This is a genomic window from Serratia nevei (assembly GCF_024160145.1).
Classification (GTDB): Bacteria; Pseudomonadota; Gammaproteobacteria; order Enterobacterales; family Enterobacteriaceae; genus Serratia; species Serratia nevei_A.
In genome coordinates this window covers 19,448-44,651 of sequence record NZ_JAMYWQ010000039.1, presented here as the reverse complement: position 1 = coordinate 44,651, position 25,204 = coordinate 19,448, and the positions used below count along the sequence as shown (strand labels likewise).

General features: G+C 61.5%; 24 protein-coding genes. 20 read left to right on the top strand and 4 right to left on the bottom strand.

Annotation, left to right across the window (positions count from 1 at the left end; genetic code table 11):
* A partial coding sequence (locus tag M6G53_RS21000; RefSeq protein WP_253330089.1) for a transposase occupies positions 1-149 on the top strand: 149 nt, incomplete at its 5' end.
* Positions 150-204: 55 nt separating this feature from the next.
* On the opposite strand, the gene rsmC is transcribed toward M6G53_RS21000, so the two are convergent.
* Entirely contained in the window at positions 205-1,245 is a 1,041-nt protein-coding gene (rsmC, locus tag M6G53_RS20995) for a 16S rRNA (guanine(1207)-N(2))-methyltransferase RsmC (protein WP_110157290.1), read from the bottom strand.
* A gap of 146 nt (positions 1,246-1,391) precedes the next feature.
* On the opposite strand from rsmC, the gene M6G53_RS20990 reads away from it, so the two are divergent.
* The 14 genes from M6G53_RS20990 (at position 1,392) to yjjJ (ending at position 15,375) form a co-directional block, all read left to right on the top strand.
* Complete coding sequence (locus M6G53_RS20990; protein ID WP_253334254.1) at positions 1,392-1,829, top strand: DNA polymerase III subunit psi; 438 nt, start codon at positions 1,392-1,394, stop codon at positions 1,827-1,829.
* Positions 1,774-2,217, top strand: a complete 444-nt coding sequence (rimI, locus tag M6G53_RS20985; RefSeq protein ID WP_253334252.1) for a ribosomal protein S18-alanine N-acetyltransferase — start codon at positions 1,774-1,776, stop codon at positions 2,215-2,217. Before M6G53_RS20990 ends, rimI begins: the two co-directional genes overlap by 56 nt.
* A gap of 151 nt (positions 2,218-2,368) precedes the next feature.
* Positions 2,369-3,958 (top strand): peptide chain release factor 3, encoded by a 1,590-nt coding sequence (gene prfC, locus M6G53_RS20980; RefSeq protein ID WP_060440800.1) that lies wholly within the window; start codon positions 2,369-2,371, stop codon positions 3,956-3,958.
* A gap of 517 nt (positions 3,959-4,475) precedes the next feature.
* Positions 4,476-5,090 (top strand): molecular chaperone OsmY, encoded by a 615-nt coding sequence (osmY, locus tag M6G53_RS20975; RefSeq protein WP_253334250.1) that lies wholly within the window; start codon positions 4,476-4,478, stop codon positions 5,088-5,090.
* A gap of 161 nt (positions 5,091-5,251) precedes the next feature.
* Positions 5,252-5,413: a DUF1328 domain-containing protein gene (locus M6G53_RS20970; RefSeq protein WP_004933089.1), complete on the top strand. Its 162-nt coding sequence runs from the start codon at positions 5,252-5,254 to the stop codon at positions 5,411-5,413.
* Positions 5,414-5,481: 68 nt separating this feature from the next.
* Complete coding sequence (locus tag M6G53_RS20965; RefSeq protein ID WP_253334248.1) at positions 5,482-5,667, top strand: CsbD family protein; 186 nt, start codon at positions 5,482-5,484, stop codon at positions 5,665-5,667.
* Positions 5,668-5,677: 10 nt separating this feature from the next.
* The gene (locus tag M6G53_RS20960) at positions 5,678-6,796 is read left to right on the top strand and encodes a patatin-like phospholipase family protein (RefSeq protein WP_253334246.1); all 1,119 of its coding nucleotides are present in this window, start codon (positions 5,678-5,680) and stop codon (positions 6,794-6,796) included.
* Positions 6,793-7,575, top strand: coding sequence for a TatD family hydrolase (locus tag M6G53_RS20955; RefSeq protein ID WP_253334244.1), 783 nt, complete (start codon positions 6,793-6,795; stop codon positions 7,573-7,575). Before M6G53_RS20960 ends, M6G53_RS20955 begins: the two co-directional genes overlap by 4 nt.
* Before the next feature lie 184 nt (positions 7,576-7,759).
* Positions 7,760-9,037 (top strand): NupC/NupG family nucleoside CNT transporter, encoded by a 1,278-nt coding sequence (locus M6G53_RS20950; RefSeq protein ID WP_253334242.1) that lies wholly within the window; start codon positions 7,760-7,762, stop codon positions 9,035-9,037.
* 369 nt (positions 9,038-9,406) lie between these two features.
* Positions 9,407-10,186, top strand: a complete 780-nt coding sequence (gene deoC, locus M6G53_RS20945; protein WP_253334240.1) for a deoxyribose-phosphate aldolase — start codon at positions 9,407-9,409, stop codon at positions 10,184-10,186.
* A 67-nt stretch (positions 10,187-10,253) separates the two neighbouring features.
* On the top strand, positions 10,254-11,579 hold the full coding sequence (gene deoA / locus M6G53_RS20940) for a thymidine phosphorylase (RefSeq protein WP_253334238.1): 1,326 nt from the start codon (positions 10,254-10,256) through the stop codon (positions 11,577-11,579).
* Positions 11,580-11,772: 193 nt separating this feature from the next.
* Entirely contained in the window at positions 11,773-12,996 is a 1,224-nt protein-coding gene (deoB, locus tag M6G53_RS20935) for a phosphopentomutase (protein WP_049198074.1), read from the top strand.
* 166 nt (positions 12,997-13,162) lie between these two features.
* Entirely contained in the window at positions 13,163-13,894 is a 732-nt protein-coding gene (gene deoD / locus M6G53_RS20930; protein WP_004933059.1) for a purine-nucleoside phosphorylase, read from the top strand.
* 137 nt (positions 13,895-14,031) lie between these two features.
* Entirely contained in the window at positions 14,032-15,375 is a 1,344-nt protein-coding gene (gene yjjJ / locus M6G53_RS20925; RefSeq protein ID WP_253334236.1) for a type II toxin-antitoxin system HipA family toxin YjjJ, read from the top strand.
* A gap of 1 nt (position 15,376) precedes the next feature.
* On the opposite strand, the gene M6G53_RS20920 is transcribed toward yjjJ, so the two are convergent.
* Positions 15,377-16,060: a YtjB family periplasmic protein gene (locus M6G53_RS20920; RefSeq protein ID WP_253334235.1), complete on the bottom strand. Its 684-nt coding sequence runs from the start codon at positions 16,058-16,060 to the stop codon at positions 15,377-15,379.
* A 110-nt stretch (positions 16,061-16,170) separates the two neighbouring features.
* Between M6G53_RS20920 and serB the strand changes: the two genes are divergently transcribed.
* From serB to M6G53_RS20900, 4 genes are all read left to right on the top strand, one after another.
* Positions 16,171-17,148 carry a phosphoserine phosphatase gene (gene serB, locus M6G53_RS20915; protein ID WP_253334234.1) on the top strand — a complete coding sequence of 326 codons (978 nt, stop codon included), beginning with the start codon at positions 16,171-16,173 and terminating at the stop codon, positions 17,146-17,148.
* 19 nt (positions 17,149-17,167) lie between these two features.
* On the top strand, positions 17,168-18,553 hold the full coding sequence (gene radA / locus M6G53_RS20910) for a DNA repair protein RadA (protein ID WP_025159617.1): 1,386 nt from the start codon (positions 17,168-17,170) through the stop codon (positions 18,551-18,553).
* A 58-nt stretch (positions 18,554-18,611) separates the two neighbouring features.
* Positions 18,612-19,886: a multifunctional transcriptional regulator/nicotinamide-nucleotide adenylyltransferase/ribosylnicotinamide kinase NadR gene (gene nadR, locus M6G53_RS20905; RefSeq protein WP_253334233.1), complete on the top strand. Its 1,275-nt coding sequence runs from the start codon at positions 18,612-18,614 to the stop codon at positions 19,884-19,886.
* Positions 19,887-20,020: 134 nt separating this feature from the next.
* Positions 20,021-21,454: a glycosyltransferase family 39 protein gene (locus M6G53_RS20900; RefSeq protein ID WP_253334232.1), complete on the top strand. Its 1,434-nt coding sequence runs from the start codon at positions 20,021-20,023 to the stop codon at positions 21,452-21,454.
* A 31-nt stretch (positions 21,455-21,485) separates the two neighbouring features.
* On the opposite strand, the gene M6G53_RS20895 is transcribed toward M6G53_RS20900, so the two are convergent.
* On the bottom strand, positions 21,486-22,487 hold the full coding sequence (locus M6G53_RS20895) for a zinc-binding alcohol dehydrogenase family protein (protein WP_253334231.1): 1,002 nt from the start codon (positions 22,485-22,487) through the stop codon (positions 21,486-21,488).
* A gap of 97 nt (positions 22,488-22,584) precedes the next feature.
* Between M6G53_RS20895 and M6G53_RS20890 the strand changes: the two genes are divergently transcribed.
* Positions 22,585-23,496, top strand: a complete 912-nt coding sequence (locus M6G53_RS20890; protein WP_253334230.1) for a LysR family transcriptional regulator — start codon at positions 22,585-22,587, stop codon at positions 23,494-23,496.
* Between the two features lie 30 nt (positions 23,497-23,526).
* On the opposite strand, the gene ettA is transcribed toward M6G53_RS20890, so the two are convergent.
* On the bottom strand, positions 23,527-25,194 hold the full coding sequence (ettA, locus tag M6G53_RS20885; RefSeq protein WP_117188466.1) for an energy-dependent translational throttle protein EttA: 1,668 nt from the start codon (positions 25,192-25,194) through the stop codon (positions 23,527-23,529).
* Positions 25,195-25,204 lie beyond the last annotated feature (10 nt).

Sequence of the window (25,204 nt, the reverse complement as noted above, 5' to 3'; positions counted from 1 at the left end):
TCGCGAGTGCCAGACACCGGTTGAATACCAGCGTGCTGGAAGGGATGAACAATAAGATAAAGGTGATGAAGCGGATGGCTTATGGATACCGGGATAACGCTTACTTCTTCCTGAAAATCAAAGCAGCGTTCCCCGGTAAAACGCGATGAACCAAAAAAAAGCGCGGCCTCAGGCCGCGCTTTGTCGTTTTGCGCCAACGGCGAATTATTTCTTCTTCGGCGCGCGCGGTGGGCGGCCGACGGTGGCCTGATACACCTTGAAGCGGCCGTTCTGCGCCAGCACTTCGTGGCTGCCGAAGGTGGCGTCCAGAATGTCCGGGTACGGCAGGAAGGCGTTGGCGACGATGCGCAGCTGGCCGCCGATCGGCAGGTGTTTCACCGCGCCGCGGATCAGGGTTTCGGCGGCGGTCAGGCTGGTCTGCAGCCCGTCGTGGAACGGCGGGTTGGAGATGATCATGTCGAAACGGCCGGTGATGTCGGAGTAAACGTTGCTGACGATCACGTCGCCTTCGATGCCGTTGGCGGCCAGCGTTGCGCGGCTGGATTCCACCGCGGCGGCGTTGACGTCGCTGAGGGTCAGTTTCACCTTCGGCGACAGCTTGGCCATCACCGAGGCCATCACGCCGGCGCCGCAGCCGATGTCCAGCACCTTGCCTTTCATGTGTTTTTCCAGCGTCGACAGCAGCAGCGAGCTGCCGACGTCCAGGCCGTCGCGGCTGAACACGCCCGGCAGCGTTTTCACTTCCAGATCGTGCAGCTGATAGCTGTCCCACCAGTCGTTCAGGTCGAACTCGGTCTGCGCGTCCAGGCGGCCGTGATACAGGCCGCAGCGGCGCGCGCTGTCGATTTTCACCAGCGCCACGTGGCCTTCCAGCGTTGGCTCGGCGCTGCGCACGCCGCTGCGGTTTTCACCGACCACGAACACGTCTACGCCCACCGGCAGCAGCGCCAGGATGTTGCACAGCTGGAATTGCGCTTCCTGCTTGCTCTTCGGCCAGTAGTAAACCAGCGTGTCGCAGTCGGCGACGAAAGCGGGATCGACGGTCAACCCGAACTGCACGTTATCGCCCATCGTCCGGTTCAGTAACTGCCAGTGATGGTATTGCTGAGTGTGGACGCGCACGTCCGCGGCCTCGAATTGGGCCGGCAGGCTGTCCTGCAGGTCGCCGGCAAACAGCACGCGGCGTTCGATAAATTCATCACTGTGGCGCAGCATGACTTCACTGGCGGGGGTTAATGCAGACATCAGATATTGGCTCCTGGAAATGAGACCGGGGATTATAGAGCTTTGTGGCGATATGTTCGACGGGTTTGTTGGCGCGGGCTGCGCGGGTTTGTTAGCATAGCGCGGCGCATGGCAGGCATGGCGCACCACAACGGGTAGGAATCGGCATGGCATCAAAACGCGACTGGCTGTTACAACAACTGGGGATTACGCAGTGGACATTGCGCCGCCCGGGCGTGTTGCAGGGCGAAGTGGCGGTCAGCTTGCCACCCGAGGCGCGCCTGCTGGTGGTGGCGCAGACGCTGCCCGCGCCCGACGATCCGCTGTTTTGCGACGTGCTGCGCAGCCTGGGGCTGACACCGGCGCAAACCTGCAGCCTGACGCCGGAGCAGGTGGCGATGCTGCCTGAAGAGACCGCATGCAACAGTTGGCGGCTGGGCGTGGCGGAACCGCTCGCGGTCGCCGGCGCGCAGCTACACAGCCCGGCCCTGGCCGAGCTTTCCCAAGACGCGGGGGCCAAACGCGCCCTCTGGCAGCAGATTTGTCATCATGAACACGATTTCTACCCTGACGGCGGCCGACCTGGCCACGGCCTACAAGATTGAGCAAGCCAGCCACGCTTTTCCCTGGACGGAAACCACCTTCGCCGGTAATCAGGGCGATCGCTACCTTAACCTGAAGCTAAGCGCCGACGGGGAGATGGCGGGGTTCGCCATCACCCAGATCGTGCTGGACGAAGCCACGCTGTTCAACATCGCCATTCATCCGCAGTGGCAGCGCCGGGGTTTTGGCCGCCTGCTGCTCAGTGCGTTGATCGAACAGCTGGAGAGCCGTGGCGTGGTGACGCTGTGGCTGGAGGTGCGCGCCTCCAACCAGGCGGCGATCGCACTGTATGAAGATCTCGGTTTCAACGAGGTCACCGTGCGCCGCAATTATTACCCGAGCGCCCACGGCCGCGAAGACGCGATCGTGATGGCACTGCCGCTGGCGTAATCCGCCCGGCCGGTAAAAGCATTGATTGTCACCGGTTGGCAAATCGGCGAAAATGCCCGGCTGTTATCTTTTATTCACCGCTTTGCCCGGCGCCGCGATCGGCGCGTTCTGATGATGTCGCAGGGCGGACTAACCGTAGAACCTGAAAACCATGTCTCCTAGTGAATTTGCCCGCGAAGTCTCCAAAAGAAGAACTTTCGCCATCATCTCGCACCCCGATGCCGGTAAAACCACCATTACCGAAAAAGTGCTGCTGTTCGGACAGGCGATCCAGACCGCCGGTACGGTAAAAGGCCGTGGCTCCAGCCAGCACGCCAAATCCGACTGGATGGAAATGGAAAAGCAGCGTGGGATCTCGATCACCACCTCCGTGATGCAGTTCCCGTACCGCGACAGCCTGGTTAACCTGCTGGATACCCCGGGACACGAAGACTTCTCCGAAGATACTTACCGTACCCTGACCGCCGTCGACTGCTGTCTGATGGTGATCGACGCCGCCAAGGGCGTTGAGGATCGTACCCGTAAGCTGATGGAAGTCACCCGTCTGCGCGACACGCCGATCCTGACCTTCATGAACAAACTGGACCGCGACATCCGCGATCCGATGGAGGTGATGGATGAAGTCGAGCGTGAACTGAAGATCGCCTGCTCGCCCATCACCTGGCCGATCGGCTGCGGCAAGCTGTTCAAGGGTGTTTACCACCTGTACAAGGATGAAACCTATCTGTACCAGACCGGTAAAGGCCACACCATCCAGGAAGTGCGCATCGTCAAAGGCCTGAACAATCCGGAGCTGGATACGGCGGTGGGTGAAGATCTGGCGGCGCAGCTGCGCGATGAGCTGGAGCTGGTGCAGGGGGCTTCCCACGAGTTCGATCAGGAGGCTTTCCTGAGCGGCGAGCTGACCCCGGTGTTCTTCGGTACCGCACTCGGTAACTTCGGCGTGGATCACATGCTGGACGGTCTGGTGGCCTGGGCGCCGGCGCCGATGCCGCGCAAAACCGACACCCGCGAAGTGACGGCGGCGGAAGAGAAATTCACCGGCTTCGTTTTCAAGATCCAGGCCAACATGGATCCGAAACACCGCGACCGCGTGGCCTTCATGCGCGTGGTTTCCGGCCGCTACGAGAAGGGCATGAAGCTGCGCCAGGTGCGCACCGGCAAAGACGTGGTGATCTCCGACGCGCTGACCTTTATGGCCGGCGACCGTTCGCACGTGGAAGAAGCCTACCCGGGCGACATCATCGGCCTGCACAACCACGGCACCATTCAGATCGGCGATACCTTCACCCAGGGTGAAGACATGAAGTTCACCGGTATTCCGAACTTCGCGCCGGAGCTGTTCCGCCGCATTCGCCTGCGCGATCCGCTGAAGCAGAAACAGCTGCTGAAGGGGCTGGTGCAGCTGTCCGAAGAGGGCGCGGTACAGGTGTTCCGTCCGATCGCCAACAACGATCTGATCGTCGGTGCGGTCGGTGTGCTGCAGTTCGACGTGGTGGTGGCGCGTTTGAAGAGCGAGTACAACGTGGAAGCGCTGTACGAATCGGTCAACGTGTCGACGGCGCGCTGGGTCGAGTGCGACGACGTGAAGAAGTTCGAAGAGTTCAAGCGCAAGAACGAGATCAACCTGGCGCTGGACGGTGGGGACAATCTGTCCTACATCGCGCCGACCATGGTGAACCTCAACCTGACGCAGGAACGTTATCCTGACGTGACCTTCCGCAAAACCCGCGAACACTGATCGCTCGGCAGGGCGCCCAGTGCGCCCTGCACGCTTCTCCTATCCTCACTGCACTAATTAATAAATCTTCCTCATATTTTATCCTGCGAACCGCTATCGCCAGGCGATGTTCGTTAGCCCTGCGTTTTCCGTCTGATGGTCTATCTTTAACGAGATGTCCGCCCATCGCTTGAGAGTAAATCACTGTAATACGTTGCTTGTTTGGTGAGTTATTCTGATGTGTTGCCGATAGGAGACAGTCAGTGTCTTTAAATATCAATGAGATAGCTTTGTTTCAGTTTTGTGTAACTTAGCCTGTCGCCAATAGACGACGGTTTTTTGGCTAAAAGTTCGACTTCTGAATTTTTTTCTTTGATTTTTAAGGTGTTTTTTGAGTTGGCACGGCCGTTGCTATACTCCTGTCGTGAACGCTTAATCGTATAGCGATGATGAAGTATTTACCGAGAAGGCCGCGTGAAGGTGGCCGCAGGGTTCCGGCGCTCTGGCGCTGAGGGCCCCCAACAAAAGGAAGAGATCGATGAAAAAGACCAAATTTGCACGCTCGCTGATGGCTGTCGTATTGGGTTCTGTTTTGGTAAGCGGCAGTGCGCTGGCCGAAGACAGTCTGCTCAACAAGGCGTCTAACGCCGCGGACAGTGCCGGTGCCAAAATCGATAGCTCCATGAAAAAAGTTGACGGTTACATGGATGACAGCGCGATAACGGCTAAAGTTAAAAGTGCGTTGGTGGAAGATAAGACCATCAAAAGTTCTGACATTTCGGTGAAAACCGAAAAAGGCACCGTGACCCTGAGCGGGTTCGTCGGCAGCCAGGCGCAGGCGGAGCATGCGGTCGCGCTCGCCGGTAAGGTAGAAGGCGTCAAGACCGTCAGCGACAAGCTGCATGTGAAAGATGAATCCACTCAGTCGCTCAAATCGTATGCCGGCGATACCGCCACCACCAGCGAGCTGAAAGCCAAGCTGTTGGCCGATGACATCGTGCCGTCGCGCAATGTGAAAGTGGAAACCACCGATGGCGTGGTACAGCTTTCCGGTGAGGTGAAAACGCAGGCGCAGTCTGAGCGTGCGGAAAGCATCGCCAAGGCCATCGACGGCGTGAAAAGCGTGAAAAACGACCTGGTGATCAAGCAGTAATTCCGCCAGGTGCCCGTAACCAGCAACAACAAGCCGCATCTGCCGGGCCGTGAAGATGGCCCGGCATGTACCACCAAAAAAAGAAACTGATTTGCCGTTGGTCTCCCGTTGTCGGGGCGCTAGGCGGCAGCGAATTTTTTCACAATGGTAAGGAGAAGCTTATGTTTCGTTGGGGCATTATCTTTTTAGTCATCGCGCTTATCGCTGCGGCGCTGGGGTTCGGTTCGCTGGCGGGCACCGCTGCATGGGCCGCCAAAGTGGTGTTCGTCGTCGGTATCATCCTGTTCCTGGTCAGCCTGTTCACCGGCCGCCGGCGCCCTTAGCCGGCCGGCATTTTCCCGCAAACTGTAACAAAGCTTAACTCCTTTTCTCACGTCGGGGAGGGCCGGCCATGAACAGCGACATCATCGTCGGGCGCTGGAAACAGCTGAAAGGCCAGGTATGGCAGGCGTGGGCAGCAGGGGGCGGCAGCGATGGCGCCTGGCTGGCCGGCAGCAACGATTTCCTCGCCGGCGTACTGCAAGAGGATTACGGAAGAGCGCGAGACGCGGTATCCTCGGAAAAAACGTCTCACTGAGGATGCCAAGTTGGGATACAGAATACCCATCACGCTCGGTAATATAGAACCGCTGGCCTCTAAACCCTTTCGGCCAGGCAAGATGGCGCTGGTCTGCGAAGGCGGCGGCCAGCGCGGCATTTTCACCGCCGGCGTACTGGACGAGTTTCAGCGCGCAGGCTTTAACCCTTTCGATCTGCTGATCGGCACGTCGGCCGGCGCCCAGAATCTGTCCGCCTATATCTGCGGGCAGGTGGGCTACGCGCGTCGGGTGATCACCCGTTACACCACCTCGGCCCAGTTCTTCAATCCGCTGCGCTTCGTGCGCGGCGGGCATCTGATCGATCTCGATTGGCTGGTCGATACGGCGGCGGCGCAGATGCCGCTGGCGATGGACGTGGCGGAACAGCACTTTACCGACGGGCGTGAATTCCTGCTGTGCGCCTGCCGCAGCGATGATTTCGAGCCGACCTATCTGCCGGCGCAGCGCGAACGCTGGCTGCCGGCCATCAAGGCATCCAGCGCCATTCCCGGTTTTTATCGCCAGGGCGTGGAGTTGGACGGCGTCAGTTATCAGGACGGCGGCATCAGCGATGCGATCCCGGTGGAAGAGGCCTATCGTCGCGGCGCCGACACCATCGTGGTGATCCGCACCGTGCCTTCGCAGATGTACTATACCCCGCAGTGGATGAAACGCATGGAGCACTGGCTGAGCGACAGTAGCCTGCAGCAGATGGTGCGCATCCTGCAGCATCATGAGCAAAGCTATCACCGCATCCAGCGCTTTATCGAAAAGCCGCCGGGCAAGCTGCGCATCTTCGAGATATTCCCGCCGAAGCCGCTGGCCAGCAATGCGCTGGGCAGCCGGTTGGGTTCGCTCAATCAGGATTATCACCTGGGGCGCCGCTGCGGACGCTACTTCCTGGCCACCGTCGGGCAGTGGATGGCGCAGCAGGAACCGGACGGCATGAAGGTCAAAAAAACGCTGTCGCGTCGCCTGATCCAGCCGGAAAACGTCAGAATGCCTTCGCCGATCGTGACCGACATCGCCATGCCGCACGATTTGAGCGCGCAGCCGGAGGCCGCGGTAGCGGCGCCGAAGATCATTCTGCCGAGCGATCTGCCGCCGGGTGAAGGGGGCGCGCTGTGAGTTACGCCTTTACCGATACCCACTGCCATTTCGATTTTCCGCCCTTTACCGGGCATGAGGCTGAGAGCCTGACGCGGGCGGCCAGCGCCGGCGTGCAGCGCATCATCGTCCCGACGGTCACCGCCGATCGCTTTGCCCGGGTGTTGCGGCTGGCGCAGGATCACGCGCCGCTGTTCGCCGCGCTGGGGTTGCACCCGCTGTATATCGCGCAGCATCATGAGCCGCAGCTGGAACAGCTGGCAACGCTGCTGGCCGAACGGCCGCGCAAGCTGGTGGCGGTGGGGGAGATCGGGCTCGATCTGTACATGGACAACCCACAGTTCGAGCGCCAGCAAAGCGTGCTGCTGGCTCAGCTGAGGCTGGCGAAACAGCATGACCTGCCGGTGATCCTCCATTCGCGCCGCACCCACGATCAGCTGGCCGCGGCACTGCGGCGCGTGCAGCTGCCGCGCTGCGGCGTGGTGCACGGCTTCGCCGGCAGCCTGTCGCAGGCGCAGGCCTTTATCCGCCTCGGCTATTACATCGGCGTGGGCGGCACCATCACTTATGAGCGGGCGCAGAAAACGCGCGGCGTGATGGCGCAGCTGCCACTCGAGGCGCTGTTGCTGGAGACCGATGCGCCGGACATGCCGCTGGCCGGCTATCAGGGGCAGCCGAATCGCCCCGAACGCGCCGCCGAGGTGTTCCGCACGCTGTGCGAGCTGCGGCCGGAACCGGAAGACGAGATCGCCGCCCATCTGCAGCGCAATACTCAAGCGCTGTTTGCCATGCCAAATTGATGCAGTCATAACGTGACTTGCATCACGTTATAAGATTTTCATTTGCGTCTTGTTGTATGCATTTGTGACATAAATCGGTGCGAGGGTGACCTCGCCCAGTATAATCCCCCCCGAAACACTCCAATAGCAGACCTCTCTTCATGAGCAGGGATGTACTTTATTTTTTGCAACAGGGAAACTTTGCATGCAACTCATCATGAGTCTGGTCGGTATGGCGGTGCTGATCGCCATTGCGGTGCTGCTCTCCAGCAACCGCCGGGCGATTAAACTGCGCACCGTCGTGTGGGCGTTCATCATCCAGATCGGCATCGGCGCGCTGGTGCTCTACGTGCCGCTGGGCCGCAGCATCCTCGGCAGTATGTCTAACGGCGTGGCAAACGTTATCGCCTACGGCAATCAGGGCATTTCGTTCATTTTCGGTGGGCTGGTGTCCGACAAGATGTTCGAGGTGTTCGGCGGCGGCGGCTTCGTATTCGCGCTGCGCGTGCTGCCGGTGATCGTGTTCTTCTCCTCGCTGATTGCGGTGCTGTACTACCTCGGCATCATGCAGTTGGTGATCCGCGTGCTGGGCGGCGGCCTGCACAAGCTGCTGGGCACCTCGCGCACCGAATCGCTGTCGGCGACCGCCAACATTTTCGTTGGCCAGACCGAAGCGCCGCTGGTGGTGCGCCCGTATATCGCCACCATGAGCCAGTCAGAACTGTTCGCCGTGATGTGCGGCGGCCTGGCCTCGGTGGCCGGTTCGGTGCTGGCGGGCTACGCGCAGATGGGCGTGCCGCTGGAATACCTGATCGCCGCGTCCTTCATGGCCGCGCCGGGCGGGCTGCTGTTCGCCAAGCTGATGGTGCCGGAAACCGAGCAGACCCACGATAAAGACGATGCGATGAAGCTGATCGCCGAAGAGGATCGCCCGGCCAACGTGATCGACGCGGCGGCTTCCGGCGCGGCTTCCGGCATGCAGCTGGCGCTGAACGTCGGCGCGATGCTGCTGGCGTTTATCGCGCTGATCGCCTTGCTTAACGGCATTCTCGGCGGCATCGGCGGCTGGTTCGATTATCCGCAGCTGTCGCTTGAACTGATCCTTGGCTGGGTGTTCTCGCCGATCGCCTTCCTGATCGGCGTGCCGTGGAGCGAAGCGATGACTGCCGGTTCGTTCATCGGCCAGAAGGTCATCGTCAACGAGTTTGTCGCCTACATGAACTTCGGCGCCTATCTGCGCCCGGACGACGTGGTGGCGGCGGAAGGCCTGCAGGTGCTGTCGGCCCACACCAAGGCGATCATCTCCTTTGCGCTGTGCGGCTTTGCCAACCTCTCCTCGGTGGCGATCCTGCTGGGCGGTTTGGGCAGCATGGCGCCCAACCGTCGCCATGACATCGCGCGCTTCGGTCTGAAAGCCGTGGCGGCGGGCACGCTGTCCAACCTGATGAGCGCCACCATCGCCGGCTTCTTCCTGGCGCTGTAAGCCATCACGGGGCCCGCGACGGCGCGACCGATCGCGGGACTCCGCCTATACTCTAAGCAACGCGGGGGCTTGCCGTACCCGCGATCTTCAGCCGCTTCTTTAGCGAATTTGTGAACGATATCGCGTTATTTTGTGATGCTCTTCACATATAATTCCGGTCTGTTACAGTGCTATTTCATATAGTGTGACGATGAACGCGAATCGCCTCCGGCATTCGTGTTCAAATAGCTATTACTGGCCGGCCGCAAGGCGGAGGCCATGTGCGGTGAGAAGGATCTCAGTTGCCGCCGCGGGAACGCCGTTCCCCAGCGCTATCTTCATGGAACCAAGTCCGCTCGCCAACACCCAGGTACTCAGTTGGAGAGTTTTATGACCGAATTAACCGCAGCAGCGCAACGTGCGCTGAACCTGATGGATTTAACCACGCTGAATGACGATGACACCGACGAGAAAGTGATCGCGCTCTGTCGTCAGGCCAACAGCCTGGCCGGCCACACGGCGGCCATCTGCATCTACCCGCGTTTTATCCCGGTGGCGCGTAAGGCGCTGCGCGAGCAAGGCACGCCGGACATTCGTATCGCCACCGTGACCAACTTCCCGCATGGCAACGACGACATCGACATCGCGCTGGCGGAAACCCGTGCGGCCATCGCCTATGGCGCGGACGAAGTGGACGTGGTGTTCCCTTACCGCGCGCTGATCGCCGGTAATGAGCAGGTCGGCTTTGAGCTGGTGAAACAGTGCAAACAGGCTTGCCAGGCGGCCAACGTGCTGCTGAAAGTGATCATCGAAACCGGTGAGCTGAAGCAGGCCGATCTGATCCGCAAGGCGTCCGAGATCGCCATCAAGGCCGGGGCGGACTTTATCAAGACCTCCACCGGCAAGGTACCGGTCAACGCCACATTGGAGAGCGCCGAGCTGATGATGTCGGTGATCCGCGATCTGGGCGTGGCGAAGACGGTGGGCTTCAAGCCGGCCGGCGGCGTGCGCACCGCGGAAGACGCGCTGCATTACCTGCAACTTGCCGATCGTATCCTGGGTGAAGGCTGGGCCGACGCGCGGCATTTCCGCTTTGGCGCTTCCAGCCTGCTGGCCAGCTTGCTGACCGCGCTGGGCCACCAGACCCAGAGCGCCGGCGGCGGCTACTGATCGATTTCGTTGGCGGGCGCCAGGCGGCGCCCGTCTGCACCGACTCTCGGCGACACAGGGGGATGCCTTGTTCCTGGCTCAAGAAATTATTCGTAAAAAACGCGACGGCCAGCCGTTAAGCGAAGCGGAAATCCGCTTTTTCATCAACGGTATTCGCGACAACGCGGTGTCGGAAGGGCAGATCGCCGCGCTGGCGATGACCATTTATTTCCACGACATGAGCATGCCGGAGCGCGTGGCGCTCACCATGGCAATGCGCGATTCCGGCACCGTGCTGGACTGGAAGAGTCTGGCGTTGAACGGCCCGATCGTCGACAAGCATTCGACCGGCGGCGTGGGCGACGTGACGTCGCTGATGCTCGGCCCGATGGTGGCGGCCTGCGGCGGCTATGTGCCGATGATCTCCGGCCGCGGCCTGGGGCATACCGGCGGCACGCTGGACAAGCTGGAAGCCATTCCGGGCTTCAATATTTTCCCGGACGATAACGCCTTCCGCAAAATCATTCAGGACGTCGGCGTGGCGATCATCGGCCAGACCAGCTCGCTGGCGCCGGCGGACAAACGTTTCTACGCCACCCGCGACATTACCGCTACCGTGGATTCGATCCCGCTGATCACCGCCTCCATTCTGGCCAAGAAGCTGGCGGAAGGGCTGGATGCGCTGGTGATGGACGTGAAGGTCGGCTCCGGCGCCTTTATGCCGACCTATGCCCTGTCGCAAGACTTGGCGCAGGCGATCGTCGGCGTGGCCAACGGCGCGGGCTGCAAGACCACTGCGCTGCTGACCGACATGAACCAGGTGCTGGCCTCCAGCGCCGGCAACGCGGTGGAAGTGCGCGAAGCGGTGCGCTTCCTGACCGGCGAATACCGCAACCCGCGCCTGCTGGAAGTGACGCTGGCGCTGTGCGTAGAGATGCTGCTGTCCGGCGGCCTGGCGCAAGACGAGGCCGACGCGCGCGCCAAACTGCAGGCGGTGCTGGACAACGGCAAGGCGGCGGAGGTGTTTGGCCGCATGGTGGCGGCGCAGCAGGGGCCGATAGACTTCGTCGAACGCTACGATAGCTATCTGCCGGCGGCAACGTTGAGCAAGCCGGTGTATGCTGAAAAGCCGGGCATCATCAGCGCCATGGATACCCGCGCGCTGGGCATGGCGGTGGTTTCGCTGGGCGGCGGCCGCCGTCGGGCGAGCGACGCCATCGACTACAGCGTTGGCCTGACCGAGGTGGCGCGCCTGGGCGATAAGGTGGATACCCAGCAGCCGCTGGCGATGATCCATGCCAACGATGAAGAGAGCTGGCAGCAGGCGGCCGATGCGGTGCGCAGCGCAATGACGCTGAGCGACAAGGCGCCGGCGACGACGCCGGTGGTGTATAAGCGCATCACTCAAGCGTGATGACCCTCGTCTTTCAAGCCGTAGCGTTGTTGGCTGCACGCGTGCACCCCAGTCACTTACTTGAGTAAGCTCCTGGGGATACATGTGCTAGCCGCCTAGCTACAACTTGAAATCCATTGGGTATAAATTTAGAGAATAAGGGCGATTGCAGCTTTGCGGTCGCAATAGCGTGAGAACACGCAGGAGAGCACAGATGAAACGCACATTTATTATGGTATTGGACTCCTTCGGCATCGGCGCCAGCGAAGACGCCGAACGTTTTGGCGACCAGGGTTCCGACACTCTGGGCCACATCGCCGAGGTTTGCGCGCGCGGTGAGGCCAACGTGGGCCGCCAGGGGCCGCTGACGCTGCCTAACCTGAGCCGTCTGGGCCTCGGTAAAGCGGCGGAAGAGTCCACCGGCAACTTCCCGCAGGGGCTGGACCGCAACGCCGACATCATCGGCGCCTACGCATACGCCAGCGAGCTCTCTTCCGGTAAAGACACGCCGTCGGGCCACTGGGAAATCGCCGGCGTGCCGGTGCTGTTCGACTGGGGCTACTTCACGGACGAGCACAACAGCTTCCCGCAGGCACTGCTGGACAAGCTGGTTGAGCGCGCCAAGCTGCCGGGTTACCTGGGCAACTGTCACTCGTCCGGCACCGTGATCCTCGATCAGCTGGGCGAAGAGCACATGAAAACCGGCAAGCCGATTTTCTACACCTCCGCCGACTCGGTGTTCCAGATCGCCTGCCATGAAGAAACCTTCGGCCTGGATCGCCTGTATGAGCTGTGCGAAATCGCGCGTGAAGAGTTGACCGAAGGCGGGTACAACATCGGCCGCGTGATCGCGCGTCCGTTTGTCGGCGACAAACCGGGCCACTTCCAGCGCACCGGCAACCGTCACGATCTGGCGGTAGAGCCGCCGGCGCCGACCGTGCTGAAAAAGCTGGTGGACGAGAAGGGCGGCGAAGTGGTGTCGATCGGTAAAATCGCCGATATCTACGCCAACGTCGGCATCACCAAGAAGGTGAAGGCGACCGGCATCGACGCATTGTTCGACGCGACCCTGATCGAAATGGAAAAGGCCGGCGACAACACCATCGTGTTCACCAACTTCGTGGACTTCGACTCTTCCTATGGCCACCGCCGCGACGTGGCGGGCTACGCCGCCGCGCTGGAGCTGTTCGACCGCCGCCTGCCGGAGCTGCTGAAGCTGGTGAAAGACGAAGACATCATCATCTTCACCGCCGACCACGGCTGCGATCCGACCTGGCCGGGCACCGACCACACCCGCGAGCACATCCCGGTGCTGGTTTACGGCCCGAAAGTGAAGCCGGGCTCGCTGGGCCACCGCGAGACCTTCGCCGACATCGGCCAGACCGTCGCCAATTATTTTGGCCTGTCGCCGATGGATTACGGTAAGAGCATGTTCTAAGCCCTGTCTTTCAAGCCGCAGCGTTGTTAGCTTCACGCGTGAACCCCAGTCACTTACTCAAGTAAGCTCCTGGGGATTCACCCGCTAGCTGCCTGGCTGCAACTCGAAATTCAAGGCTTAGATGTTTGACGTTTTTATTAAATAAGATTTCTAAAGGAAGAAAATTATGGCTACGCCGCACATTAATGCTGAGATGGGTGATTTCGCTGACGTAGTACTGATGCCGGGCGATCCGCTGCGTGCAAAATACATCGCCGAAACCTTCCTGGAAGGCGCGGTGGAAGTGAACAACGTGCGCGGCATGTTGGGCTTCACCGGCACCTACAAAGGCCGCCGCATCTCCGTAATGGGCCACGGCATGGGTATCCCGTCCTGCTCCATCTATGCGCGCGAGCTGATCGCCGAATTCGGCGTGAAGAAGATCATTCGCGTGGGTTCCTGCGGCGCGGTGCGTGACGATATCAAACTGCGTGACGTGGTGATCGGCATGGGCGCGTGCACCGACTCCAAGGTGAACCGTCTGCGCTTCAAGGACAACGACTACGCGGCGATCGCCGACTTCGACATGGTGCGCAACGCGGTCGACGCGGCGGCGGCGCAGGGCATCCCGGCGCGCGTGGGCAACATCTTCTCCGCCGATCTGTTCTACACCCCGGATCCGGACATGTTCCAGGTGATGAAGAAGTACGGCATCCTGGGCGTGGAAATGGAAGCGGCCGGCATCTACGGCGTGGCGGCGGAGCTGTACGAAGAGTTCGGCTGCAAGGCGCTGACCATCTGCACCGTGTCCGACCACATCCTGCGTCACGAAGCGACCACGGCGGCGGAACGCCAGACCACCTTTAACGAAATGATCGTTATCGCGCTGGAATCCGTGCTGCTGGGCGACAAAGCCTAATACCCCGGCGGGCGTCATCATGGCGCCCGCCCGTCAATCTATTCATTCCGCTTGGCCAGTTTTGGCTAACGCTTTACCTTTCTGCCGTTTAACGCTATTACTTCCTCTATCAATCTATTCACCAATCTATTCATCCGATGATCACCGTTGAACAAGTTTTGCGTCATGGGCCGGCTACGGCTCGTCAACTGACAGAAGCGTTAGGCATCAGCCAGCCGACGCTATCGCGCCGTATCCGCGAACTGGCGGGCGCAGTATTGATCCTCGGTAAAGGTAAGGCGACGCGCTATGCGTTGCGGCGCGGGATCGGCGGCGAGAGGCAGTTTCCGCTGTATCGGGTTGATGAACGGGGTCAGGCGCACCTGTTTGCCACGCTTTGCCCGCTGTATCCTGCCGATAACTGTGCGGTGTGCGATGAGCGCAGCGGAGAGTGGCAGCTCTATGACGGCATGCCATGGTATTTGAACGACCTGCGGCCGATTGGCTTTCTCGGGCGAGCCTGGGGAAAAGCAGCGGCGCGCGAGTTGAATTTGCCGGAGGATGTGCGGCGATGGGATGAAGGTCAACGCCTGTTGGCGCTCTGCCGTTATGGCGAAGACATGACCGGCGATCTGCTGCCTGGTGCCGACAGCTACCAGCGTTGGTTAATGCGGGAGACTGCCGTCGCCATCACGGTGGAAGATAAAACCGAGCGTTACGCCGCATTGTCTGTCCAGGCGCTGGCCGGGGAACTGGTGGGCTCTTCCGCCGGTGGCGAGCAACCCAAATTTGCCGCCTATGCTGAGCTGGCGCCTGGGCGCCGTGCGCATGTGTTGGTGAAGTTCAGCCTGGCGCCGACGCATGTCATTGCACAGCGCTGGAGCGATTTGCTGATCGCCGAGTCGCTGGCGTTGCAGACGGTCGCCGCTGCAGGATTGCCTGCCGCATCGGCGCAAGTCCTGTTCGGCGCTGACCGGCAATGCTTTTTAGAGGTAGAGCGCTTTGATCGCATCGGTGAAGAAGGGCGGGTAACGATGGTGTCGCTGGAGGCGCTGGATGCCGAGTTCAGCGGCAGCGGCCATGCCAACTGGGTCGTGGCCGCCGAGCGGCTATTGCAGCAAGGGGTGATCAATCACTCAGCCTACCAACGGATTGCCCTGTATTGGGCCTTTGGCCGGTTGATCGCCAACAGCGATATGCACCAGGGCAACCTGTCGTTCTTGCGGATAACCCAGCGGCCGGTCATGTTGGCGCCTTTGTATGATATGTTGCCGATGGCTTTTGCCCCGGCAAGCGGCGGTAATCTGCGCCACGACGCGGTGGAGATCCGTTTGAGCAACGAGGTGAGCGGCGCCGTCTGGCGGCAAGCGGAGCGATTGGCTCTCGAGTTCTGGCGGCGAACGGCGCAACATGACGACATCAGCGAGGCGTTCCGGGCGATTGCCGAGCAAATGTTGGTGCAACTGCAGAAGCTGCACGAGCGCATTCAGCGCCTGGCCTGAGTTACCCCTTCTTCGGCGCTTCCTGTGTTTTCTCCGGCGCATCCTCTTCGTCGTCTTCCACCGTATTGCCTTCTGCCAACGGCGTGTTGGCGGTCAACAGGTACGGCGACTGCTGCCAGCGGCTGCGGCGGTGTTGCAGCAGGGTGCGCGCCAGAATGATGCCGATCGCCAGCGCCAGCAGGATCATCAGGCGCAGCAGGTTGGTGGTGTTGTCCACCTGCTTGGACTCGGTCGCCAGCACGTGGGTGTCGAGGGTGATGCGGATAAAGCCGATCGGCCCGTCTTTGCCCTGAATGGATTCAACCAACTGGTGGTTGAAGTAGCTGCCGGCGCGTTTGCCGTCGAGCGACAGGCGATCGCGTATACTTATCTGTTCCCCGGCGTGGGAGACCAGCGTGCCGTCCAACTGATACACGCTGACGTCGAGAATGCGGCTGTGATCGGTGAGCTGCTTGAGGATGGCGTCGATGCGCGGGGTGTTGCCGTCGTCGTCCAGCAACGGCGCCAGGCTGTAGGCGACCTGTTTGGTCAGCGTCTGCGCCAGTTCTTCGACCTGCTCGGATCGCGCCATTTGGTGACTCAGGCTAAAATAAGAGGCGCCCTGCATCAGCAGTACCAGTAAAGCCAGGCAAATCAGGATAATAGCGGTGCGGTGCAGGCGAAATTTCAGTTTAGCGCGAGCCATGCAGGTTCCTTGGGCATCGGGGACACTTTATGTTGCCAGAACCGCTGGCGATAGGATAGCTTGATGCGTCGTTTTATCATGCAGCGTTTTTGTCCATTCAGGAGTCAATGATGTCAAACAGTCTGACCTATTGCGATCTTCCGGCGGAGATCTCTCAATGGCCGGGTCTTCCCCTTTCGCTCAGCGGCGACGAAGTGATGCCGCTTGACTACCGGGCGGGCAATACCGGGTGGCTGTTGTACGGCAGGAAGCTGGACAAGGCGCGCATTACGCAATTCCAACGCAAGCTCGGCGCGGCGATGGTGATCGTCACCGCCTGGGGCGTGGACGACTATCAGGTGGTGCGGCTGGCGGGCACCCTGACGCCGCGCGCCAAGCTGCTGGCGGCGGAGAGCGGGCTGGACGTGGCGCCGCTCGGCAAGATCCCACACCTGCGCACGCCGGGGCTGCTGGTGATGGACATGGATTCGACGGCGATCGAGATCGAGTGCATCGATGAGATCGCCAAGCTGGCGGGCGTCGGCGAACAGGTGGCGGAAGTCACCGAGCGCGCGATGCGCGGCGAGCTGGACTTTACCGCCAGCCTGCGCCAGCGCGTCGGCACGCTGAAAGGGGCGGACGCCAACATCCTCAAGCAGGTGCGCGACGAGCTACCGCTGATGCCGGGGCTGACCAGCCTGGTGGGCAAGCTGCAGGCGATGGGCTGGCATGTGGCGATCGCCTCCGGCGGCTTCACCTACTACGCCGAACACCTGCGCAACCGGCTGCGGCTGGTGGCGGCGGCGGCCAATGAGCTGGAGATCCGCGACGGCAAGCTGACCGGCGAAGTGCTGGGGCCGGTGGTGGATGCGCAGTTCAAAGCCGAGACGCTGCTGCGGCTGGCGGAGAAGCTGGCGATCCCGCTGGCGCAAACCGTGGCCATCGGCGACGGCGCCAACGATTTGAAAATGATGCAGGCGGCGGGGTTGGGCATCGCCTACCACGCCAAACCGAAAGTGTATGAAAAAGCGCAGGTGGCGATCCGACATGCGGATCTGATGGGCGTGCTGTGTATTCTCACCGGCAGCCTGAAACACGAAGTGCGATAACGAAAGATTGAGGTAAGACGTGGCAAAAGCGGCAAAACGGGCATTTGTGTGCAATGAGTGCGGGGCGGACTATCCGCGTTGGCAGGGGCAGTGCAGCGCCTGCCATGCCTGGAACACCATCACGGAAGTGCGTTTGGCCGCGTCGCCCGCAGCGGCGCGCAACGATCGCCTCAGCGGCTATGCCGGCGACGCCGGCGTCAGCAAGGTACAGAAGCTGTCGGAAATCAGCCTTGAGGCGCTGCCGCGCTTCACCACCGGCTTTCTCGAGTTCGACCGCGTGCTGGGCGGCGGCGTGGTGCCCGGCAGCGCCATTCTGATCGGCGGCAACCCCGGCGCCGGCAAGAGCACCCTGTTGCTGCAGGTGCTGTGCAAACTGTCCGAACAGATGAAAACCCTGTACGTCACCGGCGAGGAGTCGCTGCAGCAGGTGGCGATGCGCGCTCACCGTCTGGGGCTGCCGACCGGCGGCCTGAACATGCTGTCGGAAACCAGCATCGAGCAGATCTGCCTGATCGCCGAGCAGGAACAGCCGAAGCTGATGGTGATCGACTCGATTCAGGTGATGCACATGGCGGACATTCAGTCTTCGCCGGGCAGCGTGGCGCAGGTGCGGGAAACCGCCGCCTATCTGACGCGCTTCGCCAAAACGCGCGGCGTGGCGATCGTGATGGTCGGCCACGTCACCAAAGACGGCTCGCTGGCCGGGCCGAAAGTGCTGGAACACTGCATCGACTGTTCGGTGCTGCTGGACGGCGATGCCGATTCCCGTTTCCGCACCCTGCGCAGCCACAAGAACCGCTTCGGCGCGGTCAATGAGCTGGGCGTGTTCGCCATGACCGAGCAGGGGCTGCGCGAAGTCAGCAACCCTTCGGCAATCTTCCTCAGCCGCGGCGATGAAGTCACCTCCGGCAGCTCGGTGATGGTGGTGTGGGAAGGGACCCGGCCGCTGCTGGTGGAGATCCAGGCGCTGGTGGATCACTCGATGATGTCCAACCCGCGCCGCGTGGCGGTGGGTCTGGAGCAGAACCGGCTGGCGATCCTGCTGGCGGTGTTGCACCGGCACGGCGGGCTGCAGATGTCGGATCAGGATGTGTTCGTCAACGTGGTCGGCGGGGTGAAAGTCAGCGAGACCAGCGCCGATTTGGCGCTGCTGATGTCGCTGGTCTCGAGCCTGCGCGACCGGCCGCTGCCGAACGATCTGGTGGTGTTCGGCGAAGTGGGGCTGGCGGGGGAGATCCGCCCGGTGCCGAGTGGCCAGGAGCGCATCTCCGAAGCGGCCAAACACGGCTTCAAGCGTGCCATCGTGCCGCACGGCAATATGCCGAAGAAGCCGCCGGCCAACATGCAGGTGTTCGGAGTCAAGAAGCTGGCGGACGCGCTGGACGTGCTGGAAGAGTTTTATTAATGTCGCCGACGGCGAAAAAGATATGCTATTTTGTTTAGTATACTAAACGGAGGTGGCCATGCCGCAATTTGATTACCTGAAGACGTCCATCAAGCAAAAGGGCTGTACTTTGCAGCAGGTGGCGGATGCCAGCGGCATGACAAAAGGCTATCTCAGCCAGCTGTTGAACGACAAGATCAAAAGCCCGAGCGCGCAAAAGCTCGAGGCGCTGCACCGTTTTCTCGGGCTGGAGTTCCCGCGTAAAGAGGTTAAAGTCGGCGTGGTGTTTGGTAAATTTTACCCGCTGCACACCGGCCACATCTATCTGATCCAGCGCGCTTGCAGCCAGGTGGATGAGCTGCACGTTATCTTGTGCCATGACGAGCCGCGTGACCGCGAGCTGTTCGAGAACAGTTCGATGTCGCAACAGCCGACGGTCAGCGATCGCCTGCGCTGGCTGCTGCAGACCTTCAAGTACCAGAAAAACATCCATATCCACTCGTTCGACGAGCAGGGCATCGAACCCTATCCGCACGGCTGGAACGTGTGGAGCGACGGCATGAAGGCCTTTATGGAACAGAAGGGCATCGTGCCGAGCTTCATCTATTCCAGCGAAGCGCAGGATGCGCCGCGCTACCGCGAACATCTGGGCATCGAAACCATTTTGGTCGACCCCGAGCGTTCGTTCATGAACATCAGCGGCAATCAGATCCGCCAGGATCCGTTCCGCTATTGGGACTACATCCCGACCGAGGTGAAGCCGTTCTTCGTGCGCACCGTAGCGATCCTCGGCGGCGAATCGAGCGGCAAGTCGACCCTGGTCAACAAGCTGGCCAACATCTTCAACACCACCAGCGCCTGGGAATATGGCCGCGATTACGTGTTTTCGCATCTGGGCGGCGACGAGATGGCGCTGCAGTACTCCGACTACGACAAAATTGCCCTCGGGCAGGCGCAATACGTGGACTTCGCGGTCAAGTACGCCAACAAGGTGACGTTTATCGATACCGATTTCGTCACCACCCAGGCGTTTTGCAAAAAGTACGAGGGGCGTGAACACCCCTTTGTGCAGGCGCTGATCGACGAATACCGTTTCGATCTGGTGATCCTGTTGGAGAACAACACGCCGTGGGTGGCGGACGGCCTGCGCAGCCTCGGCAGCACTGCCGATCGCCTGGCGTTCCAACGCTTGCTGGAGGAGATGCTGCACGCCAACAACATCGAGTACGTGCGCGTTGAGTCCAGCGATTACGAAGAGCGTTTCCTGCGTTGTGTCGAGCTGGTGCAACAGCTGCTGACGGCGGATGCCGGCCGGTTGGCGAGCGCGCTCGCCCATCGTCACGCCGCTGGCTGAGTAAAATTAGCGGAATGTGCGATCGCGGCCGCAGAAACGGTTGCCCGAGCACATATTTAACGGCTTGTTTAAACATGGTTCACGCGAGAGCGACTAAGTTAAGATTTTCTTTACAATAACGCTTAGAAGAAGACATGTCTTATCGCTTACTCGCTCTCTGGTTGATCTGCTACGCTGCAGCCTGGACGCTGCTGACTGTTCATCTCGATCCCACCCTGCCTTACGACGCCGTCGAGGCGCTCAACTGGGGCCTCAACGGCGAATGGGGCTCACCGAAAAATCCGTGGCTGGTCGGCGCGGCGATGCATCCGACGATCTGGCTGTCGTGGCTGCCGCTGAACGTTTACTGGTATGGCGGGCACTTCGTGGCTATCGCCATCGGCATGTTGGGCGTCTGGCTGTTGGCGCGGCGCCTGAGCGGCAGCACCTCGCTGGCCTGGATGGCGCTGCTGACGCTCAACCTGTCCGGTATCATCAATTTCGACATCATTCCCTATAACGACAATTACCTGCTGGTGATGCTGTGGCCGTGGATGGCGTTGTTCTTCCACATGGCTGTCTCGCGTTCGGCCAACTGGTGGCCGGCCTTCGCGTTGGTCGCCGGGCTGGCGATGATGGCGAAATACTCGACCTTCGCCTTCGTCTACTTCGTGGCGCTATCGACGCTGTTCGTGCCGCAGATCCGCCGCTGCTATCGCCAGCCGCAGTTTTATCTGGCACTGGCGATCTGGCTGGCGCTGGTGCTGCCGAACGTGTTCTGGCTGTGGAACCACGACTTTGCCGCCTTCAAATGGGTGGATTCGCAGATCAAGATGCGGCTCAACTTTGACATGCTGCAGTCGCTGCTGTTGGTGTTCTACCCGTCGCTGGTGCTGTGGCTGATCCTGCGGCGCAGCGGGGCGGTGCTGGCCTGGCCGAAGGCGTTGCCGATGCGGGTGCTGCTGTGGATCTACCTGTTGCCGCTCGGCATTATCACCTTCTGGTTCTCCTTCAACGTCGGTGGCCGGTTGACCGAGTGGCTGCAGCCGTTCTTCATGCTGGCGCCTGCGCTGCTGGTCGGCTGCGTGCGCCAGCCGCCGGTGCGTTCGCTGCGTGCGGCGACCATCGGGCTGATGTGCGCGGCGCTGGCGGTCTATCTGGGCTATGCTGCGGTGATGCTGGGCAACGTGCGCAATGCCGGCCAGAAGATGGTGGGTATAAAGGCGTTCAGCGCCGGGGTGGAGCGGCAGTGGCAGGAACGGTATGGCGTCAGCCTGCGCTACGTCGGCGGCGAATACCTGTCGCAGTGGATGACGGTATATGCCGGTTCACGGCCGCAAACCATTACGCGCTGGTCCAATCATACGCGGCCGAATATCTATAACGTCAACATCAGCTACCCGCAGATTGCGCAGCATGGCGTCGCTCTGTTTGGCCGTTTGGGTGAAGACTGCGCGCACAGCGACTTCGGCGGTGAACTGGCCCACTGGCCGAAGATGCGCCTCGATTGGCAGCAGAATCTGACGTTCCGCGCCGATCCGCATACCGACGAGCAGACGTTGTGCGTCGGCTTCGTTCGCCCGCAGTAACGGCGGCGCGGGGCGCCGCCGCGATGCGAGCTTAGTAAGCGATAACCAGCTTACCTTGCATGTGGCCGCCGAGCAGCTGTTGATGCGCGGCGGTCAGCGTCTCCACCGTCAGCCCGTGCAGGGTTTCGCTCAGCGTGGTGCTCAGCTTGCCCTCGTCCAGCAGCTGCGCCACCTGCTGCAGGATCCGGCCCTGCTGCGCGATGTCCGGGGTGGTGAACATGCTGCGGGTGAACATCAATTCCCAGTGCAGCGCGGCGCTTTTCAGCTTCAGTGCGCTTTGATCCAGCGGCTGCGCGTTCTCGACGATGGTGCAGATATGGCCCAGCGGGGCGACCAGCTCGGTCATCGCCGGCCAGTGGCCGTCGGTATCGTTCAGGCACAGGATGTAATCCACCTGCTCGATGCCGTGTTGCGCCAGATTGCCCTTCAGATCGCGGTAGTCCACCACCAGATCGGCGCCGCGTTCACGGCACCAGGCGGCGGATTCCGGCCTGGAGGCGGTGGCGATCACTTTCACCTTGCTGCGTAGCGCAGCCAGCGGAATGGCCAGCGAGCCGACCCCGCCGGCGCCGCCGATGATCAGTAGCGTCTTGTGCTCCGGCGCGTCCTGAATGTTCAGGTGTTCGAACAGCGCTTCCCAGGCGGTGAGGGCGGTGAGCGGCATGGCGGCGGACTCGGTCCAGCTCAGGCTGCGCGGTTTGTGCGCGGCGATGCGTGAGTCGATCAGCTGGTGGCTGCCGTTGCTGCCGGGGCGGGTGATGTCGCCGGCGTACCACACTTCATCGCCGGGCTTGAAGCCGCTGACGCCGCTGCCCACTTCTACTACCACGCCGCTGGCGTCCCAGCCGAGGATGCGCGGCTGCTGCAGGCCGCTTTTCTGCAGGCCGGCGTGCACTTTGGTATCCACCGGGTTGACCGACGCCGCTTTCACCTCCACCAACAGGTCGTACTGGCCGGGAACCGGCATCTCCGGTGAGATTTCGATGAAACCGGCGGGGTTCTGCGGATCTACGGCAATGGCTTTTATCGACATGATTCTACTCCTTTCAAATGATGGCCACAGTGTAGACCGGCGGCAGTGGGGTGATAAGATGGACAATATCTAACGGAGTGTTCGTATAAGGTGAACAATGCAATTCAAACAGCTGCAGGACATGGCGCTGTTTGCGCTGGTGGCGGAGTGCGGCAGCTTCACCGCCGCCGCGCAGCGCGTCGGGCTGCCGAAGTCCAGCGTCAGCCAGCGCATCAGCCAACTCGAGCAGACGCTGGGGCTGCGCCTGCTCAATCGCACCACGCGCCAGCTGAACCTGACCTTCGCCGGCGAGCGCTATCTGGAACATTGCCAGGCGATGATGTCTGCCGCCGAACGGGCCGATCTGGCGTTGCAGCGGCTGCGCGATAACCCGAGCGGCCGCCTGCGCATCTCGACGCCCGCCGGGCTGGGAGCCACTCTGATGGCGCGGCTGGCGGCGGATTTTCAGCGCCGGTACCCGGACGTTTCGCTGGAAGTGTCGGTGTCCGACGCGATGGTGGATCTGGTGCAGGAAGGCTTCGACGCCGCGCTGCGCACCGGCAAGCCGCAGGATTCCTCGCTGATCGGTCGCCGTCTCGGGTACGCGCCGCGCTATCTGCTGGCGGCGCCGTCCTATCTGGCGCAGCACCCGCCGATCGAACACCCGCAGCAGCTGCAGCAGCACCGCTGCATTGCCCACCGCGCCTGGACGGCCTGGAACCTGCGCTGCGGCGACGATGACTACCGTTGGCAGCTGCCGCTGGCGCACACCACCGACAACCTGCTGTATGCGCGCGAATGCGCCATCGCCGGCGCCGGCATTACGCTGCTGCCGGCGTTTCTCAGCCGCGAGGTGGTGGCGCAGAAGCTGTTGGTGGAAGTCTTGCCGGCGTGGCGCGCGGAGGGCAATGAGCTGTATCTGGTCTACCCGAGCCGCAAGCTGAATTCCCCGGCGCTGGCCTGCTTTATCGATGTGGTGCTGCAGCACCCGGCGTTTGACGACTACGCGCGCGAGCTGGCGCGGGAATAAAAAAAGGCGCCGCATGCGGCGCCTGGGGTATTACTTGGCGATCTTCTTGTACTTGATGCGGTGCGGCTCGAGCGCGTCGGCGCCCAGCGTACGCTTCTTGTACTCTTCGTACTCGGTGAAGTTGCCTTCGAAGAATTCCACCTTGCCCTCGTCCTGGTAGTCCAGGATGTGGGTGGCGATACGGTCGAGGAACCAACGGTCGTGCGAGATCACCATGGCGCAGCCAGGGAATTCCAGCAGGGCGTTTTCCAGCGCGCGCAGGGTTTCGATATCCAGGTCGTTGGTCGGTTCATCGAGCAGCAGTACGTTGCCGCCAACCTGCAGCAGCTTGGCCAGGTGCAGACGGCCACGCTCACCGCCGGACAGCTCGCCCACGCGTTTGCCCTGATCGACGCCCTTGAAGTTGAAGCGGCCGACATAGGCGCGGCTCGGCATCTCGGTGTTGCCGATGCGCATGATGTCCTGCCCGCCGGAGACTTCTTCCCACACGGTTTTCGAACCGTCCATGCTGTCGCGGAACTGATCGACGGACGCCAGCTTGACGGTGTCGCCCAGCACGATGCTGCCGGAATCTGGCTGCTCCTGACCGGACATCATGCGGAACAGCGTGGATTTACCCGCGCCGTTCGGGCCGATGATGCCGACGATCGCCCCTTTCGGCACCGAGAACGACAGGTCGTCGATCAGCAGGCGGTCGCCATAAGACTTGCGCAGGTTGCTGACTTCGACCACTTTGTCACCCAGGCGCGTGCCAGGCGGAATGAACAGTTCGTTGGTTTCGTTACGTTTCTGGTATTCGGTGTTGTTCAGCTCTTCAAAGCGGGCCAGGCGGGCCTTGCCTTTGGACTGACGGCCTTTGGCACCCTGACGCACCCACTCCAGCTCTTTCTCGATCGACTTGCGACGAGCGGCTTCGGCGGACGCTTCCTGCGCCAGACGCGCGTCTTTCTGCTCCAGCCAGGAGGAGTAGTTGCCTTCCCACGGAATGCCCTCGCCGCGGTCCAGTTCGAGGATCCAGCCGGCCACGTTATCCAGGAAGTAACGGTCGTGGGTGATCGCCACCACGGTGCCTTCGAAGTCGTGCAGGAAGCGTTCCAGCCAGGCCACGGACTCGGCGTCCAGGTGGTTGGTCGGTTCGTCCAGCAGCAGCATGTCCGGCTTTTCCAGCAGCAGGCGGCACAGCGCCACGCGGCGGCGTTCACCCCCGGACAGGTGGGCGATTTTGGCGTCCCAGTCCGGCAGGCGCAGCGCATCGGCGGCGCGTTCCAGCTGGGCGTTGAGGTTGTGACCGTCGTGCGCCTGAATGATCTCTTCCAGGCGGCCCTGTTCGGCGGCCAGCTTGTCGAAGTCTGCGCCTTCTTCTGCGTACAGCGCGTACACTTCGTCCAGGCGTTTCAGCGCGCCGACCACTTCCGCCAGCGCTTCTTCCACCGACTCACGCACGGTGTGTTCGAGGTTGAGCTGCGGCTCCTGCGGCAGGTAACCGATCTTGATGCCCGGCTGCGGGCGCGCTTCCCCTTCGATATCGGTATCGATGCCGGCCATGATGCGCAGCAGGGTGGACTTACCGGCGCCGTTCAGGCCCAGTACGCCGATCTTGGCCCCAGGGAAGAAGCTCAGGGAGATGTTTTTCAAAATATGACGCTTCGGCGGTACGACCTTGCCGACGCGGTGCATGGTATAGACGTATTGAGCCACGTTGCTCTAA

Excerpts from the sequence above, each read along its gene's own strand:
- M6G53_RS20920 (WP_253334235.1), bottom strand. The coding sequence starts at position 16,060 with ATGGCTCGCGCTAAACTGAAATTTCGCCTGCACCGCACCGCTATTATC.
- M6G53_RS20970 (WP_004933089.1), top strand. The coding sequence starts at position 5,252 with ATGTTTCGTTGGGGCATTATCTTTTTAGTCATCGCGCTTATCGCTGCG.
- yjjJ (WP_253334236.1), top strand. The coding sequence starts at position 14,032 with ATGATCACCGTTGAACAAGTTTTGCGTCATGGGCCGGCTACGGCTCGT.
- M6G53_RS20990 (WP_253334254.1), top strand. The coding sequence starts at position 1,392 with ATGGCATCAAAACGCGACTGGCTGTTACAACAACTGGGGATTACGCAG.
- rimI (WP_253334252.1), top strand. The coding sequence starts at position 1,774 with ATGAACACGATTTCTACCCTGACGGCGGCCGACCTGGCCACGGCCTAC.
- rsmC (WP_110157290.1), bottom strand. The coding sequence starts at position 1,245 with ATGTCTGCATTAACCCCCGCCAGTGAAGTCATGCTGCGCCACAGTGAT.
- M6G53_RS20950 (WP_253334242.1), top strand. The coding sequence starts at position 7,760 with ATGCAACTCATCATGAGTCTGGTCGGTATGGCGGTGCTGATCGCCATT.
- M6G53_RS20895 (WP_253334231.1), bottom strand. The coding sequence starts at position 22,487 with ATGTCGATAAAAGCCATTGCCGTAGATCCGCAGAACCCCGCCGGTTTC.
- osmY (WP_253334250.1), top strand. The coding sequence starts at position 4,476 with ATGAAAAAGACCAAATTTGCACGCTCGCTGATGGCTGTCGTATTGGGT.
- serB (WP_253334234.1), top strand. The coding sequence starts at position 16,171 with ATGTCAAACAGTCTGACCTATTGCGATCTTCCGGCGGAGATCTCTCAA.
- deoC (WP_253334240.1), top strand. The coding sequence starts at position 9,407 with ATGACCGAATTAACCGCAGCAGCGCAACGTGCGCTGAACCTGATGGAT.
- deoB (WP_049198074.1), top strand. The coding sequence starts at position 11,773 with ATGAAACGCACATTTATTATGGTATTGGACTCCTTCGGCATCGGCGCC.
- M6G53_RS20965 (WP_253334248.1), top strand. The coding sequence starts at position 5,482 with ATGAACAGCGACATCATCGTCGGGCGCTGGAAACAGCTGAAAGGCCAG.
- M6G53_RS20900 (WP_253334232.1), top strand. The coding sequence starts at position 20,021 with ATGTCTTATCGCTTACTCGCTCTCTGGTTGATCTGCTACGCTGCAGCC.
- deoD (WP_004933059.1), top strand. The coding sequence starts at position 13,163 with ATGGCTACGCCGCACATTAATGCTGAGATGGGTGATTTCGCTGACGTA.
- nadR (WP_253334233.1), top strand. The coding sequence starts at position 18,612 with ATGCCGCAATTTGATTACCTGAAGACGTCCATCAAGCAAAAGGGCTGT.
- prfC (WP_060440800.1), top strand. The coding sequence starts at position 2,369 with ATGTCTCCTAGTGAATTTGCCCGCGAAGTCTCCAAAAGAAGAACTTTC.
- M6G53_RS20890 (WP_253334230.1), top strand. The coding sequence starts at position 22,585 with ATGCAATTCAAACAGCTGCAGGACATGGCGCTGTTTGCGCTGGTGGCG.